Raw genomic sequence first — 16,616 nt, 5'->3', positions numbered from 1 at the left:
ACTTAATTTTGTTTCATATCAGCTATATTTCAATAATTTTGTATTATTCTTTGTTATTACTTGAGTTTTTATAACTCAAAGATTGTCTATTTATTAACGCCTGAATTCTAGTAAAATAAGATATTTTTCATGAAAAAAAAAAGGTTTTTTGTTTAGCCACTATTTTAATCAAATAACAGGGTGATATTTAGACTTTTATCACAACTTTAGCTGATATAATTTGTGATGCAAAATAATTGGGTCTGAATTACTTAATGAATATATGCAAAAAATTGAATATTTATAATATTTAGCAATAAGATCTCAGTAATGAGGTTATTCAAGGGGAAAACATAGTGAATGTGTTAAGTTATTTACAGCGAATAGGCCGTGCTTTGATGGTGCCTGTCGCTGTGCTGCCTGCCGCTGCGATTTTAATGGGGATCGGTTATTGGATCGATCCTAATGGCTGGGGAGCTAATAGTACTATTGCTGCTTTACTGATTAAATCAGGTTCAGCAATTATAGATAATATGTCAATATTATTTGCAATTGGCGTTGCGTATGGTTTATCAAAAGATAAAGATGGTTCGGCGGCATTAACCGGTTTTGTCGGTTTTTTAGTGGTAACAACCCTATGTTCACCAGCGGCTTATTCGATGATTATGGGTATTGCTATCGAGCAAGTTCCTGCAGCATTTAGTAAAATTAATAATCAGTTTGTTGGGATATTGGTTGGGGTATTGGCGGCGGAACTTTATAATCGCTATAGCGGTGTCGAGTTACCGAAAGCATTGTCGTTCTTTAGTGGCCGCCGTTTAGTACCTATATTGACTTCATTTTTGATGATCCTGTTATCTTTCGTTCTGATGTATGTTTGGCCATTTATCTATAATGCATTAGTACTGTTTGGTGAAAATATTAAAGATTTGGGTTCATTAGGTGCCGGTATTTATGCTTTTTTTAATCGTCTATTAATCTCGGTTGGATTACATCATGCATTAAATTCAGTATTTTGGTTTGATGTGGCTGGTATTAATGATATTCCTAACTTTTTGGCTGGCGCTAAATCGTTAGCTACAGGTTTAGCCGAAAAAGGTATTACTGGGCGTTATCAAGCTGGATTTTTCCCTATCATGATGTTTGGTTTGCCTGGTGCGGCATTGGCCATTTATCAGTGTGCTCGTCCTGAAAATAAAGCAAAAGTCGCAGGTATCATGATGGCAGGTGCTTTCGCCGCCTTTTTTACTGGGATCACTGAGCCGCTCGAATTCTCATTCATGTTTGTGGCGCCGGTTCTTTATGTCATTCATGCTCTATTAACTGGATTTTCTGTTTATATTGCAGCTGCAATGCACTGGATATCGGGTTTTGGTTTTAGTGCTGGTTTAGTCGATATGTTACTGCAGAGTCGTAACCCATTAGCAGTGCATTGGCATATGTTGATTTTCCAAGGGATAATTTTCTTTTGTTTATACTATGTCATATTTCGCGTTGTGATTAATAAGTTCAATTTAATGACCCCAGGTCGTGAAATAATAAACGACTATCAAGCCGTTGATGATTATGACAAAGATATCACCACCAGTGCTAAGGATATTACCCATGAAGCATACCAATATCTTGCGGCGGTGGGCGGAACCGATAATTTAACAGTAATCGATGCCTGTATTACTCGTTTACGTTTAGGTGTAAAAGCCGTTGATATCGTTAATGATGACTTGGTAAAAAAACTGGGTGCATCAGGCATCATTCGTTTAAATAAACATAGTGTGCAAATTATTGTTGGAACCCGGGCAGAAATGATTGCGGAAGCAATGAAAAAGATCGCCGCACGAGAAGTTGTTGCACCGTTAAATTTTGTTGAGAAAGATAATCGACAGTCAGCAGTAAAAGTAAAAAATAAGCATGTGGGGCAAACAATTTTAACGCTGGTGGCACCGGTTAGTGGTAAAATTTATTCCCTTGATGAAGTTCCGGATGAAGCTTTTGCTAGCCGCATTGTCGGTGATGGTTTAGCGATTAAGCCAACGAGTGGTGAGGTATTAGCGCCTGTATCCGGTAAGATTGTGAAAATTTTTGCTACCAATCATGCTTTCTGCATCGAGACAAATGAAGGTGTTGAAGTGATCGTTCACATGGGTATTGATACTGTAACGTTAAAAGGGCAGGGTTGTGAGCGTTTAGTTGAAGAAAATAGTGATGTAAAGGTAGGTCAGCCTATCCTGAAATTAGATCTCGATTATTTGGAACAGCATGCTAAGTCAATGATAAGTCCAGTCGTTATCAGTAATATTGATGATTATCAGGGATTGACAATAGTTGCAACTGGTGAAGTAATCGCTGGAGTAACACCAATTTATGATGTATTGAAGTAATGTGTTTTATCATTATGATTTGATATGATAACCATATAATTAATAATGAATAAAAACGGGAAGGGTTATGAACCTCCCGTTTTTCCTTTATGAGCTTTTTATTGATTAAATAAAGCCTAATAATATATGTTAATAAACGGTTGTTTCTAATTCGGATATCGTAGATGATAAAAGCGTTATTAACATGCTTTTGCATTGAGGAACTATGACAATGAATGAGGCAGATACTCGCCCAACAAATTTCATTCGCCAGATTATTGAAGAAGATTTGGCTACAGGTAAGCATACTCATGTATATACCCGTTTTCCACCTGAACCTAATGGTTATTTACATATTGGTCATGCCAAATCAATCTGTTTGAATTTTGGTATTGCAGAGGATTATCAGGGTCAATGCAATTTGCGTTTTGATGATACTAATCCAGTTAAAGAAGATGTTGAATATGTTAATTCCATTCAAGAAGATGTGAAATGGTTAGGGTTTAATTGGAGTGGTAACGTAAAATATTCGTCAGATTATTTTGATGACCTATATCAATATGCTATTGAGCTGATTAAAAAAGGCTTAGCTTATGTTGATGAATTAAGTCCCGATGCTATTCGTGAATATCGCGGAACTTTAAAGCAGCCAGGTAGAAATAGTCCATATCGTGATCGCACTATTGAGCAGAATTTGCAGCTATTTGACAAGATGCGAGCGGGTGGATTTGAAGAAGGAAAGGCCTGTCTACGTGCTAAAATTGATATGTCATCCTCTTTTATTGTCATGCGCGATCCGGTGTTATATCGAATAAAATATGCTGAACACCACCAATCGGGTAATAAATGGTGTATTTATCCAATGTATGATTTTACTCATTGTATTTCGGACGCATTGGAGGGGATTACCCACTCACTTTGTACCCTGGAATTTCAAGATAATCGCCGATTATATGATTGGGTATTAGATAATATTACCATTGATTGTCATCCAAGACAGTATGAGTTTTCGCGTCTAAATCTTGCCTATACGGTGATGTCAAAACGTAAACTAAATCAGTTAGTGGCGGAGAATAGGGTTGAAAACTGGGATGATCCCAGAATGCCAACCATTTCAGGTTTACGTCGTCGTGGTTATACGGCAGCGTCGATTCGTGAATTTTGTCGGCGTATTGGCGTGACTAAGCAAGATAATACTGTTGAAATGGCAGCATTGGAATCTTGTATTCGTGATGATCTAAATGAAAATGCACCACGGGCAATGGCGGTATTAGATCCCATAAAGTTAGTGATTGAAAATATGTCTGCTGATGAGCAAATGCTGACGATGTATAATCACCCTAATAAACCTGAGATGGGCGCTCGACAAGTGCCATTTAGTCGGGAACTTTATATCGATCGAGCTGATTTTCGTGAAGAAGCTAATCGGCAATATAAGCGCTTAGTTTTGGGTAAAGAAGTACGTTTACGAAATGCCTATATTGTACAAGCTAATCGGGTTGATAAAGATGCAGAAGGCAACATTACCACGATTTATTGTACTTATGATGCTGATACATTAAATAAAGATCCTGCTGATGGACGTAAAGTCAAAGGGGTTATCCATTGGGTCAGTGCATCACATGCCTTGCCAGCAGAGATCCGATTGTATGATCGCTTATTTACTGTGCCTAATCCTGCCGCAGAAGAGGACTTTTTAGCTACCATTAATCCTGATTCTTTAGTGATTCGCTATGGGTTTGTTGAACCAAGTTTAATTACCGCGCAACCGGGAAAAGCTTATCAGTTTGAACGCGAGGGTTATTTTTGTGCAGATAGCCATGATCATACAGCTAAGCAGCTGGTATTTAATCGGACTGTAGGCTTAAGAGATAGTTGGGCAAAAATAGCAAGCTAAGAAATTACTCCGTTAAGAGTTATGGTAAAAAGCGTGGTTTATAGCCACGCTTTTTATTAAAAAATATCGTCATTATTGTTCACGAGATATTTTTATTAACAGAAAAATGGCTTTCTGTTATAAATTTTTATTCGTTTAGAGCAAGTCAAAAAAATATGTAGTCAATATCCTTATCAAAAAAATCAATTGGTTACTAACAAGGATGTTATATCATGCTTAAGTTTATTAATTCATCTCTTCCAATAGAAAAAGCGGTTTTACAAGCAGAGCTGCAAACGATATCACCTAAGATCAATTTCACCTGTCCATTAAAAAGTATTTATAACAGTGATGTTTTTATATCGGTACAAAAAAGACCATTAAAGGGTTTGCATACTTGTCAAAAATTAAGTTTTCCAATAGATAAAGTCAGCAGTGAGCAACGTTATCATAATGCTCTATTGGCTGATTTTGTTTACAATCGTGACTTTACAATTTTAGAAGCAACCCAGTGGGGAATTGATCGTGAATTGGCAAGGTTTGTGTCTAAAATGACTAATATAAAACTTTATCCACAAGATGGTCTATTAGAAGATAGTCATACTGGATTGGTGGCTTATATCTTCCGCAATAAGGTTGAGCGGGAAATTCGATTGGTATTTGGTGGGACAACCAGCGGTCATGGAGTGAGCGGTGGAGCTCCGCGTTATATAAAAAATATTAATAATTTTATTAAGCAATGCGAGGCGAATGTTCATAATGTATTTGGTGGTGTTCCAGCTTGCTATAAGCAGGCTGCGCAATTAATGCATAATCTGCAACAACTGGTTCAAATGGATGGGGAATGGAATGGATACAGGCTTTCAACCAGTGGTCATTCATTAGGCGGTGGTTTAGCTGCTTATGCAGCACTGAAGGTATCTAGCAAAGAAAATGTTATTTTGGCGGAATGTTTTAGCAGTGCTCAATTTGGCCGAGGTTTACAGCGCGATTTGTTAAAGCAACATGGTAGTTTAGATTTAGAGAAGGCTATGCATAATGTCAATCATCATTATGTCGAAGGTGATGTTATTCCGAAGATGGATAAATTTTTTGCGGTTGATCATATTGGTAAAATTAATATTATTCCCCAAGCAACGAACAAAAAAGACAACTTTTTAGCGGCACATTCAAATTATGTCAAGCATAGTCTTATTTATGCGCTACAAACTTGAAAATAAAAGGAGAAATTGGATTGCAATTCTCCTTTTATTTTTAACTGATTAATAACAAAAATAGTAATAGGCTGGGTTATTTTTCTTCTTTACTATTGCGGGCAGGGTGGCCCAAATCGTTTTCATCACAATGATCTTTTTTGGAGCAATGTCCATATAGATAGAGACTGTGATTAGAGAGCTTGATGCCATGACGTTCCGCAATATTTTTTTGTCGTGTCTCAATGGATTCATCGCTGAATTCAATGACTTTACCACAATCCAAGCAAATTAAGTGATCATGGTGATGTTGTTGTGTCAACTCAAAAACCGATTTACCGCCTTCAAAATTATGGCGAGTAACAATACCCGCGTCATCAAATTGATTTAGAACACGATAAACCGTTGCGAGGCCAATCTCTTCCCCCATATCAATGAGTTTTTTATAGAGATCTTCCGCACTGACATGATCGCATTCAGGCTCTTGTAATACCTCTAAAATTTTTAAACGTGGAAGTGTTACTTTAAGCCCTGCATTCTTCAATGCTTTATTGTTGTCGGTCATGCGGATCCTACCTTGTTGCATTAGCAGTGAATTCAATAATATCAAAACATCGTTAACAGTAGTATACTGTTTATTTCAAACTAATTTTACAATTATATATGTCATAATATCATTACACAATTTGCAGGAATTATCATATACAAAAAATATTGACAGCTATCAATCGATAATAGCTTGTAAATTTAGCTCTTCAGATATTTGTTTTACCCAGCTTTCCACTCGCTCAGCGGTTAGTTCCGGCTGTCTGTCTTCATCAATGGCAAGGCCAATAAAGTTAGAGTCATCAGCGAGCCCTTTCGATGCTTCGAAGTGGTAACCTTCTGTTGGCCAATGGCCAACAATGATAGCACCATTAGGTTCAATAATCTCTTTCACAGTACCCATAGCATCACAGAAATATTCCGCATAATCTTCTTGATCGCCACAACCAAAAATAGCTACTAGCTTATTGGTAAAATCAATTTCTTCTAATGTTGGAAAGAAGTCATCCCAATCACACTGTGCTTCACCATAATACCAGGTAGGAATACCGAATAGTAAAATATCAAATGCTTCAATATCCTCTTTACTGCTTTTAGCAATATCATGAATTTCAGCAATATCAGCGCCGCCAAGGGTTTCTTGGATCATTTTGGCAATATTTTCTGTATTGCCAGTATCACTGCCGAAGAAGATACCTATGATTGCCATAAAGTAAATAAACCTCTTAATTTTAATTTGAGTTGCTTTGTTATCTTATCTTATCGTTATTAACAGTAGTAATAGCAAAGATAATAACGATTGATTAATAAATAATTAAATAACCGTTATTTTGACGAAAATAACGGCATAATTCTGTCAATTTTGTGTGTTTTAGGCAAAATAAACCAGTAAAATTGCAATTCATCGGTTTTTCTTTGCTAATTGTGTCAGCAATATTTGTTCTATTAATTCACTACGGCTTATTTTTTGTTCTTGAGCTAGCATATTTAATGCCGCAACAGCACGCTCATTGATTTTTAGTTCAACACGGCGTAAACCTTTGCTTTTATCACGTTTTAACTGATTACGTTTATTAATTTTTAATTGTTCATGTCGAGATAAAGGATTGGTTTTTGGACGCCCTGGTCTAGGTTCATCGGCGAATAAATCCCGGGTTGTGCGATCAGTCTGCTCTTTTGCCATAAATTTAAATGTTGATGGAAATTTGCTAGTTACTTAAACCAATCATACCCTAGCATGATAACTATCGCTACTAACAGATAAAATATACTCAATTGATAAAGCAGCCTATTAGTGAGTAACTGAAGTTAGCAATAGCCAGTAAAACGTATAAAAAGTGATCTTACTGGCGCTGGCGTTATTTTTAAGCGTTAATTTTTGTTATTGTTCCTATTTGTTGATGCCAGAGTTGAGCATAAAAGCCATTTAACTTGAGTAGATTATCATGGCTATCGAATTCAATCACTTGACCTTCATTAATCACACAAATTTTATCAGCATGACGAATGGTATTGAGGCGATGGGCAATACTAATAACAGTTCGGCCAGCAGACAAATAATGCATATTTTTCATGATAGCGGCTTCTGAATCATAATCTAGTGCAGAAGTGGCCTCATCAAGAATTAAAATCCGTGGTTGTGTTAACAGGGCTCGGGCAAGTGCTATACGTTGCCGTTGTCCTCCTGATAAATTCATACCTCTCTCTGCTAACTGCATATTGAAACCTTGAGGAAGTTGTTGAATAAAATCCAGTGCGCCTGCTATTTGCGCTGCCTGGGTCATGGCTTCGTCAGAAGCTGCCGGTTGGCTTAAGCGGATATTATCTGCTATCGAGCCTGCAAACAAAATACTTTCTTGAAGTACTACACTCATATTAAGACGTAAAGCAACGGGATCGGCGACAGCTAGATCCATACCATCAATAGTAATTTGACCCTGCTGAGGAACATAAAGTCGTTGTAATAACTTTGTTAAGGTACTTTTTCCTGATCCTGAAGGGCCTGTGATACCGATAAATTGTCCGGCCTTAATTGACAAGGATAGGTTCTGCAATACTTCTGGCATGTCGTTAGCATAACGAAATCTGATATGATTAAATTCAATATTACCATTAATAGATGCTGTATTGGCTAACCCATTTTGGCCAAATTCAGTAGGTTCATCAAGAATATCACCAACACGTTTAAGGGCGATAAGGGTATGCTGAAAATCTTGCCATACTTGCGCCAGACGAAGGATCGGTTGAGTAACATGTGCGCTAAGCATATTAAAAGCAATTAATTCTCCAGGACTAAGTTGGTCTTGCATAACGGCTTTAACACCAAACCATAATAGAATAGCAGTAGTTATTTTATTGACCAGTGTAATAATTTGACTGGCAATGATACTGCTTTTTTGTACCTGAAAGCTTTTTTGTAATTGGTGACTTAAGATTTTTTGCCAGCGTTGTAAAAACCTATTCTCGGTGGCGGTTGTTTTAACGGTTTCAATACCCGTGATTGTTTCAGTAAGAAAAGTGGTATTATCGGCTTGAGCTTCATACTCTTTTTCTACCCGTTTACGAATAATCGGGCCAATTAATAGCCAAAAGATAAAATAGATAACCAATGAACCAACGACGATGCCAGCAAGTTGGGCACTGTAGTTGAATAACACGACAATAAATAATGTGACAAAAAATAGATCGATAAACAGCATTAATGTTGAGCCAGTGAGAAATTGCCTAATTTGCGCCATCTCACGAACTCGGGCAATAATTTGCCCCGTTTGTCGCTGTTTAAAATAGTCAAGCGGCAGTCCTAATAAATGACGATATAAGCGGCCGGATAATTCAGCATTAATTTGGCCAGAGGTATGATTAAAAATTTTATTACGAATAAAACTATAAATAGGTTCGGCTATTGCTAATGAGATAATGGCAAATGCTAAAACATGTAAGCTATTTAGGCTACGTCCTACCAAGACTTTATCAATCAGATGTTGAAAAAGAATTGGGTGAATAAGGGCAAATATTTGTACAACGCTGGCGAGTATAAAAATATCTCTTAGTTGTTTATTTTGCCTAAGAACTGAAGGGGAAAACCAATCTAATCCAAACTTGATTTTTTTAGCAGTTAATTTTTTTTCCGCCACGAGCAGTACTTTAAATTTGATTGGTTTTTTGGGCTTATTATAATGAGGAAAAGTTAATGTTTTCTCTGAACACGGATTTATTACTTCAATAATTTGTTGCGTTATATTGGTAAATATCCACCATACGCCTTCTATTTCAATTAAAGCGGGTAACGGAATATGTTCCAGTTCAGCTGGTGTAAAAAAGCTTACTTTGCTTTTTAATTGCATATAATCCGCACACTCTCGTAACTGCCAGTCGGTTAGATGTTCAGATTCTAATCCTAAGGAGTGAGTTAACTGTTCAATTGTGATGGATTTACTCAGTTGTTTACCCAGCCAGATTATTGCATCTAGGGCTTGGTTAGTGGCGTTATTAGCTATTGCTACGCTAGGAAAAGTTTCCATCGCTTATTTCTCCCGCATTGATTCGGACAGATATTCACGAATTGGGCTTAAGAGATAATCAATCACACGCCGTTTATCGGTTTTGATTTCTGCCACAATGGACATGCCTGGTGTGATATCAATTGAATGACCATCAACCATCAGATTATTTTGTTTCAGACTGATTTGCGCGGGAAAGATAAGTCCTAATTGCTCATCTTGGGCTGAATCACGGGAGATTGATAATACTTCACCCTCGATAGTACCATAACGGGTATAAGGGAAGGCATCAACTTTAACGGTGACGTTTTGCCCAGGGCGAATAAAACCAATGTCTTTATTTAAGATCTTAACTTCAGCAATTTGCACATCGTTATCTGGTACAATGACCATCAAGTTTTGTGCTGGTTGTAATACTGCGCCTAAAGTATAAATGGTTAACTGTTGAACGGTGCCAATAACCGGTGAGCGTACAATTTCTAACTGCTCTCGTTCATCAAATTTTGCGTATTTTTGTTCTAGCATTGACAGCTGGATCTCTGACTGCTTTTTTTTATCGTTCCATTCATGGTGTTTTTGCGATTGAAATGCATTGAGTCGCTCTTTTAGGTTTTTTTCTTGTGAAACTAAGATATTCAACTCAGATGTTTGTTGGGCAATTAAGCGCTTAGTTTCTAATAATTCTTTTTCCTGCTCTAAATATTCTGATTTACTGATCATCTGTTTTTGACTTAAGGTTTGACGGGCCTCTAAACGCTGTTCGATATTCTTTTTTAATAAAAAAAGCACATTAAGATCATTATTTTTTGCTGTTTGTGATGAATGATTAACTTCAATTTCAGAGGTTAAACTAGCGATTTGCGCATCAAATTGGGCTTTTTCATGGTGATAGTTTTGGCTGATTTTTTCTTGTTGTCGTTTTGTTAATTGGTGAAAGGTGAGTTGTTGGTGAGGAATTTTGTTTTCCAGTAGCGATTGGTAAAGTAATTTCTCAATTGTATGATACTCGATTTGATATGAAATACCGATGATATCCTGACTAACACCCAGTGCGTCAAGAGTGAGCAGCGGTTCCCCTTTTTTCACATGTTGGCCGTTTTTCACATGTAATTCAGTTAATCGGCTCTGCTCATAAGCTTGAATAACTTGTGAGTGCCCCGACACAATAAGTCGTCCAGTTGAGGTGGCTTGAACATCTAATTGTCCCCAGTAGGCCCAACCAATAGTAATAACAACACCGATACTTAAGGTCAGTGCGGTTAAACGTGCAAAAGGTGATGGCGGGCTATTCATCAACGCCAGGTGTGGGGGCAAGAAGTCATAATTATATGGCGGGAAAAACTGCTTTAACTTCCGTGTAATACGATTTGTCATGAAGTTTCCTACTGCTGCTTTAACGATTGTTGTAATGACCACAGATAGTGGTAATGTTTTTTAAGTTGCAATAATTGTGTATGGCTTCCTTGCTCAATAATTTTGCCTCGATCCATGACAATAATATGATGGTGATGACTAAGCGTTGATAAGCGGTGTGCAATAGTAATTACGGTACGCCCTTGGGCAATTTTTTGCATATTTTGTTGGATCATGGCTTGTGTTTGATCATCCAAAGCGCTGGTGGCTTCATCAAAGATCAGAATACGAGGATTGCTAAGTAGTGTGCGAGCAATGGCAATACGCTGGCGCTGACCGCCTGATAATGATTGGCCACCTTCAGCAATTAGCGAATCGTAACCTGAAGGCATTTTTAAGATGAAATCATGGGCACCGGCTAATTTAGCGGCGGTAATCACTTCATCTAAAGTCGCATCAGGTTTTGATTGAGCAATATTGTTAAATACCGATTGGTTAAACAGAAAATTTTCCTGTAATACGATACCAATTTGTTGCCGTAAGCTAGCTATGTTGATTTGGTAAAGAGGAATATCATCAAGTAATATACCGCCTTTTTCTGGTGTATAAAGGCGTAATAACAGACGCGCTAAGGTACTTTTACCGGAACCTGAAGCACCAACAATGCCTATCATCTCTCCGGCTTTAATGGATAAATTATATTGATTAATAATAAGGGGAAGATCTGGTTGATAGCGAAAATCCACATTTTGAAACTGGATTTTGCCGGTTAATTGCGGGTGCAAACCATCACTATGTTGTTCGGCTGGTAAATTAATGATTTGTGCTAGTTTATCAATGGCAACCCGAGTACGGATATAATCCCCCCATAATTGCACCAATTTCCCCAATGGTTGACTACTGTGAGAGACCATCATTTGAAAGGCGATTAATTGGCCTATCGTCATATTTAATGCCAGTACTTCGGCAGCCCCAATCCATAAAATTATCGCCATAGTCAATTTTTCAATAAGCATGACAATATGACTGCCTTGTGAATTTATTTGCTGTGCCTGAAAGTTACTCGCAACCATGTCGGCGGTTTGCGCATCCCAACGGCGGATAAAACGTGGCTCAACTGCCAAACTTTTAATGGTTTCACTGCCAGCGACGCTTTCAGTTAAAAAAGAGGTATTGATTGCCGCATGCATAAATTGTGTTTCGGCCGCTTTTTCTATCTTTGGCGTTATTCGCCAGGCTAACAGTAAATAACAGGGGATCGACAGCAAAAAAATGAGTGTTAGTGTCGTTGATAGAATCGACATTACATAGATAAAGATGAATAAAAAAAGCACGTCGACCATCAAAGTAAACATACTGCCGGTTAAAAATTCACGGATTGTTTCTAATTCTCTAACCCGATTAACAATTGCGCCTACTTGACGGGTCTTGAAAAAGGAGAGTGGTAAGTGTAATAGATGCCTAATCAGTTTTAATCCGAGCCGGATATCAATACGGTTGGCGGTATGGACATAGATATATTCTCTGAAACCTTTTAATATAACTTCAATAAACGCGGCGATTATTAAGGCAAAAATAAGCACATCTAAAGTGCTAAAGGCTTGATGGATAAGTACCTTATCCATAATAACTTGAATAACAATCGGTGATAATAGAGCCAGTATTTGTAATACAAATGAGAAAAACAAGATTTCAATGAATGTCTGTTTATGCTTTAAGAATTCAGGTATAAACCAACGAATATCAAAGCGGGATTGTTTTTGATTTATTTTGAGCTAATTTCCATTCCACTGTTGAAGAAAAGCTTGTTTCTGCCAAATTTCTGGTGGTTTATTACCAGCAGCTTGTATTAAAACTTGCTCATCATTATAGCTCGCTAAAATATAAGGGATATTAGTGTTATCATAAATAATAGCGGGTAGAGTCAGACGCGATAGCTCTTTTTTTTGGCAGCGTTTTTTCTTTACGGTAATTTGATATTTTTGTTGGATTTTTTTTATACAATCAACATAATTGTCATTCTGAGTTATTTCTTTATTATATTCATTTAAATTTATTTTATTATTCAATCTTATGATAATAGAAATTAATTCAAGGGTTTTTTGGTTATATTCATCCATATTAAATAATCACAAATTAAAATATAAAGCAATTTAAATATATTTAATATTAATAAAAGGCTTTATTATTATTAGTTGGAAAGTTTATTCTATCGGCTTATTTTTTTATGAAAAGAATAAAAACAGAGTTTTATTATTTTTAAGACTAGTTATATTTTTAGGCTGAATTAAAATTATTATTTGTTGCAAATTAGTTTATGAATATGAAAAGAATTAAAGGAATAATATATTGTAGATGATTTATTGTTTATCAGCTGGAATAGCGAGAAAACGATGAATAGCTCGGATGACAGCTGCTGGATTTTCAGCATGCACCCAGTGACCACATCCCATAATAATCTGTCCATGAGCTTGTGGAAATTGAGCAATAATATCTTTGCGATAAGCTTCGCTAATATAATCGGAAAGGCCACCACGAATAAAAAGAGCGGGATGCGGCCAGGCTGGAATCGTTTTCCAACTCATCAATTGACGATATTCTTTTTTTAAGACAGGCAAATTAAATTTCCATTTACCTTTATCAAATGATTTTAATAAAAATTGAATTTCACTTTCTTCACTGATCATATTACGCATAATAATAGCCGCGTCTGGCCGTGAAGTTACGTCTGCTTGTATTACTGCTTCTAAAGCGGAAAATATATTCTCATGGCGATTAATTTGATAAGTGACTGGCGCAATATCAAGAACCACAATTTTTTCTATTAGTTGTGGCGCGATTGCGGTCATCGCCATTGCTATTTTTCCACCCATTGAGTGTCCGATAGCGATAACACTTGTTTGCTTTAAATGCGTTAGTAGCGTTAAAACGTCTGTTGCCATTTCAGAATACAGCATCGTTTCCGCCCATGGCGAGTTGCCATGATTGCGAATATCGAGTTGAATAACGGTGAAATAATCTTGTAAATTGCGTGCCAATAGGCCTAAATTTTGTCGATCGCCAAACAGGCCATGGATGAGTACAATCGCAGCAGAAGAGATAGGATTTTCCGGTTGATGGATGCGATAATTTAGCCAGTTATTTAGCAACATAGTCATATTAGCTTTTGTTAATTAATAATTATTATAATGACATGGATATAATGAGAAACCAACAATTATCAACTCGATAGGTAGCAAAATTTAAGTTAATGTTGGTGAGTGAAAGGGTGAGTACCACGATAATATTTTACTATTTATATAAATAATGTGACTAATATCCGATTTCAATAAAGATATCTTTATTCATCGTAAGGTAAAGTTATTAAGCTGTTTCTATACTCATTGAGAATCAAGACAAAAAACTTTTTTATTAAAAGACTAAGCTTAAGTAATTGAAATATTCATTGTTTTGTTTTTTAAGTTTATATCTTATAATTGGCAGGTAATTTTAATTAAAACAGATTGAAATAACATGAAAACGATTGAAGTTGACGAAGAACTTTACCGCTATATCGCTAGTCATACCCAGCATATAGGTGAAAATGCATCGGTTATATTACGACGTCTATTAGGGTTTGACGTTAGTCAGTCGCATATTCCACTCTCGGTCACCGTAAGTAATATAACGACAGGAGTGAAAAAAGATAAAGCAGTTTTTTCCCATGATGCAGCAAGAGTGATACATGATTTATTGCTTTCCAACAATTATGCAACTAAAAGCAAAGCGATTGATCGCTTTATGCTTATTTTATCCACTCTATACAATTTAAATAAACAAGCTTTTGTGGCAGCAACAGAATCAACCCATGGGAGGACGCGCATTTATTTTGCTAACGATAAACAGACCTTATTGGCCAGTGGTAAGCAGACAAAACCTCGCCTAATACCCGATACGTCTTTTTGGGTAATTACCAATACCAACACCAATCGTAAACGCAATATGATTGAACAAATTATGCAAGATATGAAGTTTCCTGTTGAATTGGTTGATAAGGTATGTGGTACGATTTAAACAAATATTATTGGTCACTTAGTTATTATTGCTATGTGTACCGCTGTTGCTGCGGAGAGAAATAAGTGGCATTACATAAACGTGCTGGGCAATCTGCCCAACAAAGTGATTTAATAAATGTTGAACAGTTGGTCGCACAATATTATTCACTACAACCGCAAGTAAAAAATCCTGCTCATAGCGTTAAGTTTGGTACATCAGGTCATCGTGGTAGTGCTTGTCGTCATAGTTTTAATGAGCAACATATTTTAGCGATTACCCAAGCTATCATTGAAGTCCGTCGATTAAATGGAATTACTGGCCCTTGTTTAGTGGGAAAAGATACTCATGTTTTATCCGCGCCTGCTTTTATGACTGTTGTTGAAGTGTTGATCGCGAATGGCGTTGAAGTCATCGCGCAACAAGACGATGGTTTTACACCAACTCCGGCTATTTCTCACGCTATATTGGATTATAATCGTCAGCATCAAGCAAAAGCCGATGGTATTGTGATCACGCCTTCACATAATCCTCCAGAAGATGGTGGCATCAAATATAATCCACCCCATGGCGGCCCGGCTGATGAAGCACTAACGGTTGAAATTGAACGCCGAGCAAATCAATTTATTGCCGATCAATTATCAGCTATTCAACGTATCAATTATCAGGCCGCTATTAAAGATCCTCACTATCAACAACAAGATCTTGTTGAGCCTTATGTGGTTGCTTTGAGTGATGTTATTGATATGGCTGCGATCAAAAAAGCTGGATTAAAAATAGGTGTTGATCCGTTAGGGGGCGCCGGAATAAATTATTGGAAACGCATTGCTGAATATTATCAACTCGATTTAGAGTTAGTTAATGAACAAATAGATCCAACATTTAGCTTTATGCCTTTAGATCATGATGGTGTGATCCGGATGGATTGTTCTTCGCGCTGGGCGATGAAAGGCTTATTGGATTTGCGTAATAAATTTGATTTAGCTTTTGCTAATGATCCGGATTATGATCGTCATGGAATTATAACGCCAGCGGGATTGATGGATCCAAATCATTATCTCGCGGTTGCTATCGATTATCTCTTTCGCCATCGGCCTCAATGGAAAAAAGAGGTTGCGGTGGGCAAAACATTAGTCTCCAGTGCCATGATCGATCGTGTGGTTGCAGATTTAGGACGTAAATTAGTTGAAGTACCGGTTGGTTTCAAATGGTTTGTTGATGGTTTATATCAGGGTAAGTATGGTTTTGCTGGTGAAGAGAGCGCTGGTGCTGCTTTCTTACGATTTGATGGAACGCCATGGACGACCGACAAAGATGGTATCATTCTCTGTTTGTTAGCCGCTGAAATGACGGCGGTGACAGGGAAAAACCCGCAGCAGCGCTATCAAGAACTTGCTCACCTTTTTGGTGAACCTTGCTATAGTCGTATCCAGGCTAAAGCTAGCCATCAACAAAAACAACGTTTAGCTAAATTGTCCGCTGAAATGGTATCTGCAGATATGCTGGCTGGTGATCCGATTATTGCCCGCTTAACCAAAGCGCCAGGCAATGGCGCAGCGATTTGTGGTTTAAAAGTAATAACAGATTATGGTTGGTTCACGGCACGACCATCAGGTACTGAAGAAGCTTATAAAATTTACTGTGAAAGTTTTCGTGGTAAGGAGCATCTTAATTTGATTGAACAGGAAGCTATCCAGATTGTTAATCAAGTTATTGCAGATTGAGCAGTTTATTATCCATTGCACCGTAAAATCCCATCCTTCCGGGGGTATATAAAGCG

General features: G+C 37.2%; 11 protein-coding genes and 1 pseudogene. 5 read left to right on the top strand and 7 right to left on the bottom strand.

Translation table 11 applies throughout. From position 1 onward, the window contains the following. Positions 1–335 precede the first annotated feature (335 nt). The 3 genes from nagE (at position 336) to WH390_RS12430 (ending at position 5,426) form a co-directional block, all read left to right on the top strand. The gene (gene nagE / locus WH390_RS12440) at positions 336–2,357 is read left to right on the top strand and encodes an N-acetylglucosamine-specific PTS transporter subunit IIBC (RefSeq protein WP_032116238.1); all 2,022 of its coding nucleotides are present in this window, start codon (positions 336–338) and stop codon (positions 2,355–2,357) included. Between the two features lie 211 nt (positions 2,358–2,568). Beyond that, positions 2,569–4,233: a glutamine--tRNA ligase gene (gene glnS, locus WH390_RS12435; RefSeq protein ID WP_032116239.1), complete on the top strand. Its 1,665-nt coding sequence runs from the start codon at positions 2,569–2,571 to the stop codon at positions 4,231–4,233. Between the two features lie 212 nt (positions 4,234–4,445). Continuing rightward, positions 4,446–5,426 carry a lipase family protein gene (locus WH390_RS12430; protein ID WP_032116240.1) on the top strand — a complete coding sequence of 327 codons (981 nt, stop codon included), beginning with the start codon at positions 4,446–4,448 and terminating at the stop codon, positions 5,424–5,426. 76 nt (positions 5,427–5,502) lie between these two features. On the opposite strand, the gene fur is transcribed toward WH390_RS12430, so the two are convergent. From fur to WH390_RS12395, 7 genes and pseudogenes are all read right to left on the bottom strand, one after another. Next, the gene (fur, locus tag WH390_RS12425; protein WP_032116241.1) at positions 5,503–5,970 is read right to left on the bottom strand and encodes a ferric iron uptake transcriptional regulator; all 468 of its coding nucleotides are present in this window, start codon (positions 5,968–5,970) and stop codon (positions 5,503–5,505) included. Positions 5,971–6,129: 159 nt separating this feature from the next. Further along, positions 6,130–6,660 (bottom strand): flavodoxin FldA, encoded by a 531-nt coding sequence (gene fldA, locus WH390_RS12420; protein ID WP_032116242.1) that lies wholly within the window; start codon positions 6,658–6,660, stop codon positions 6,130–6,132. A gap of 192 nt (positions 6,661–6,852) precedes the next feature. Continuing rightward, positions 6,853–7,134: a LexA regulated protein gene (ybfE, locus tag WH390_RS12415; RefSeq protein ID WP_032116243.1), complete on the bottom strand. Its 282-nt coding sequence runs from the start codon at positions 7,132–7,134 to the stop codon at positions 6,853–6,855. Positions 7,135–7,315: 181 nt separating this feature from the next. Next, positions 7,316–9,472, bottom strand: coding sequence for a type I secretion system permease/ATPase (locus WH390_RS12410; protein ID WP_032116244.1), 2,157 nt, complete (start codon positions 9,470–9,472; stop codon positions 7,316–7,318). A 3-nt stretch (positions 9,473–9,475) separates the two neighbouring features. Continuing rightward, positions 9,476–10,825 carry an HlyD family type I secretion periplasmic adaptor subunit gene (locus WH390_RS12405; protein ID WP_032116245.1) on the bottom strand — a complete coding sequence of 450 codons (1,350 nt, stop codon included), beginning with the start codon at positions 10,823–10,825 and terminating at the stop codon, positions 9,476–9,478. 8 nt (positions 10,826–10,833) lie between these two features. Beyond that, a pseudogene (locus WH390_RS12400) lies at positions 10,834–12,924 on the bottom strand (peptidase domain-containing ABC transporter). A gap of 240 nt (positions 12,925–13,164) precedes the next feature. Continuing rightward, positions 13,165–13,956 (bottom strand): alpha/beta fold hydrolase, encoded by a 792-nt coding sequence (locus WH390_RS12395; protein ID WP_032116246.1) that lies wholly within the window; start codon positions 13,954–13,956, stop codon positions 13,165–13,167. A gap of 361 nt (positions 13,957–14,317) precedes the next feature. Here WH390_RS12395 and seqA point away from each other — a divergent pair, with 361 nt between their 5' ends. Together seqA and pgm are read left to right on the top strand one after the other, a co-directional pair. Beyond that, a complete protein-coding gene (gene seqA, locus WH390_RS12390) occupies positions 14,318–14,857 on the top strand; it encodes a replication initiation negative regulator SeqA (RefSeq protein ID WP_032116247.1) in 540 nt (179 codons plus the stop codon). A gap of 65 nt (positions 14,858–14,922) precedes the next feature. Then, on the top strand, positions 14,923–16,560 hold the full coding sequence (gene pgm, locus WH390_RS12385; RefSeq protein WP_032116248.1) for a phosphoglucomutase (alpha-D-glucose-1,6-bisphosphate-dependent): 1,638 nt from the start codon (positions 14,923–14,925) through the stop codon (positions 16,558–16,560). The last annotated feature ends 56 nt before the right edge of the window (positions 16,561–16,616 follow it).

This window comes from Candidatus Arsenophonus nilaparvatae, assembly GCF_045346035.1.
Lineage (GTDB): Bacteria > Pseudomonadota > Gammaproteobacteria > Enterobacterales > Enterobacteriaceae > Arsenophonus > Arsenophonus nilaparvatae.
The sequence above is the reverse complement of the archived record's forward strand: the minus strand, read 5'-3'. Positions and strand labels throughout refer to the sequence as shown.

Bases quoted from the DNA above. Each gene is read 5' to 3' on its own strand.
- WH390_RS12395 (WP_032116246.1), bottom strand. From the start codon at position 13,956: ATGTTGCTAAATAACTGGCTAAATTATCGCATCCATCAACCGGAAAAT.
- WH390_RS12405 (WP_032116245.1), bottom strand. From the start codon at position 10,825: ATGACAAATCGTATTACACGGAAGTTAAAGCAGTTTTTCCCGCCATAT.
- fldA (WP_032116242.1), bottom strand. From the start codon at position 6,660: ATGGCAATCATAGGTATCTTCTTCGGCAGTGATACTGGCAATACAGAA.
- seqA (WP_032116247.1), top strand. From the start codon at position 14,318: ATGAAAACGATTGAAGTTGACGAAGAACTTTACCGCTATATCGCTAGT.
- fur (WP_032116241.1), bottom strand. From the start codon at position 5,970: ATGACCGACAACAATAAAGCATTGAAGAATGCAGGGCTTAAAGTAACA.
- ybfE (WP_032116243.1), bottom strand. From the start codon at position 7,134: ATGGCAAAAGAGCAGACTGATCGCACAACCCGGGATTTATTCGCCGAT.
- glnS (WP_032116239.1), top strand. From the start codon at position 2,569: ATGAATGAGGCAGATACTCGCCCAACAAATTTCATTCGCCAGATTATT.
- WH390_RS12410 (WP_032116244.1), bottom strand. From the start codon at position 9,472: ATGGAAACTTTTCCTAGCGTAGCAATAGCTAATAACGCCACTAACCAA.
- WH390_RS12430 (WP_032116240.1), top strand. From the start codon at position 4,446: ATGCTTAAGTTTATTAATTCATCTCTTCCAATAGAAAAAGCGGTTTTA.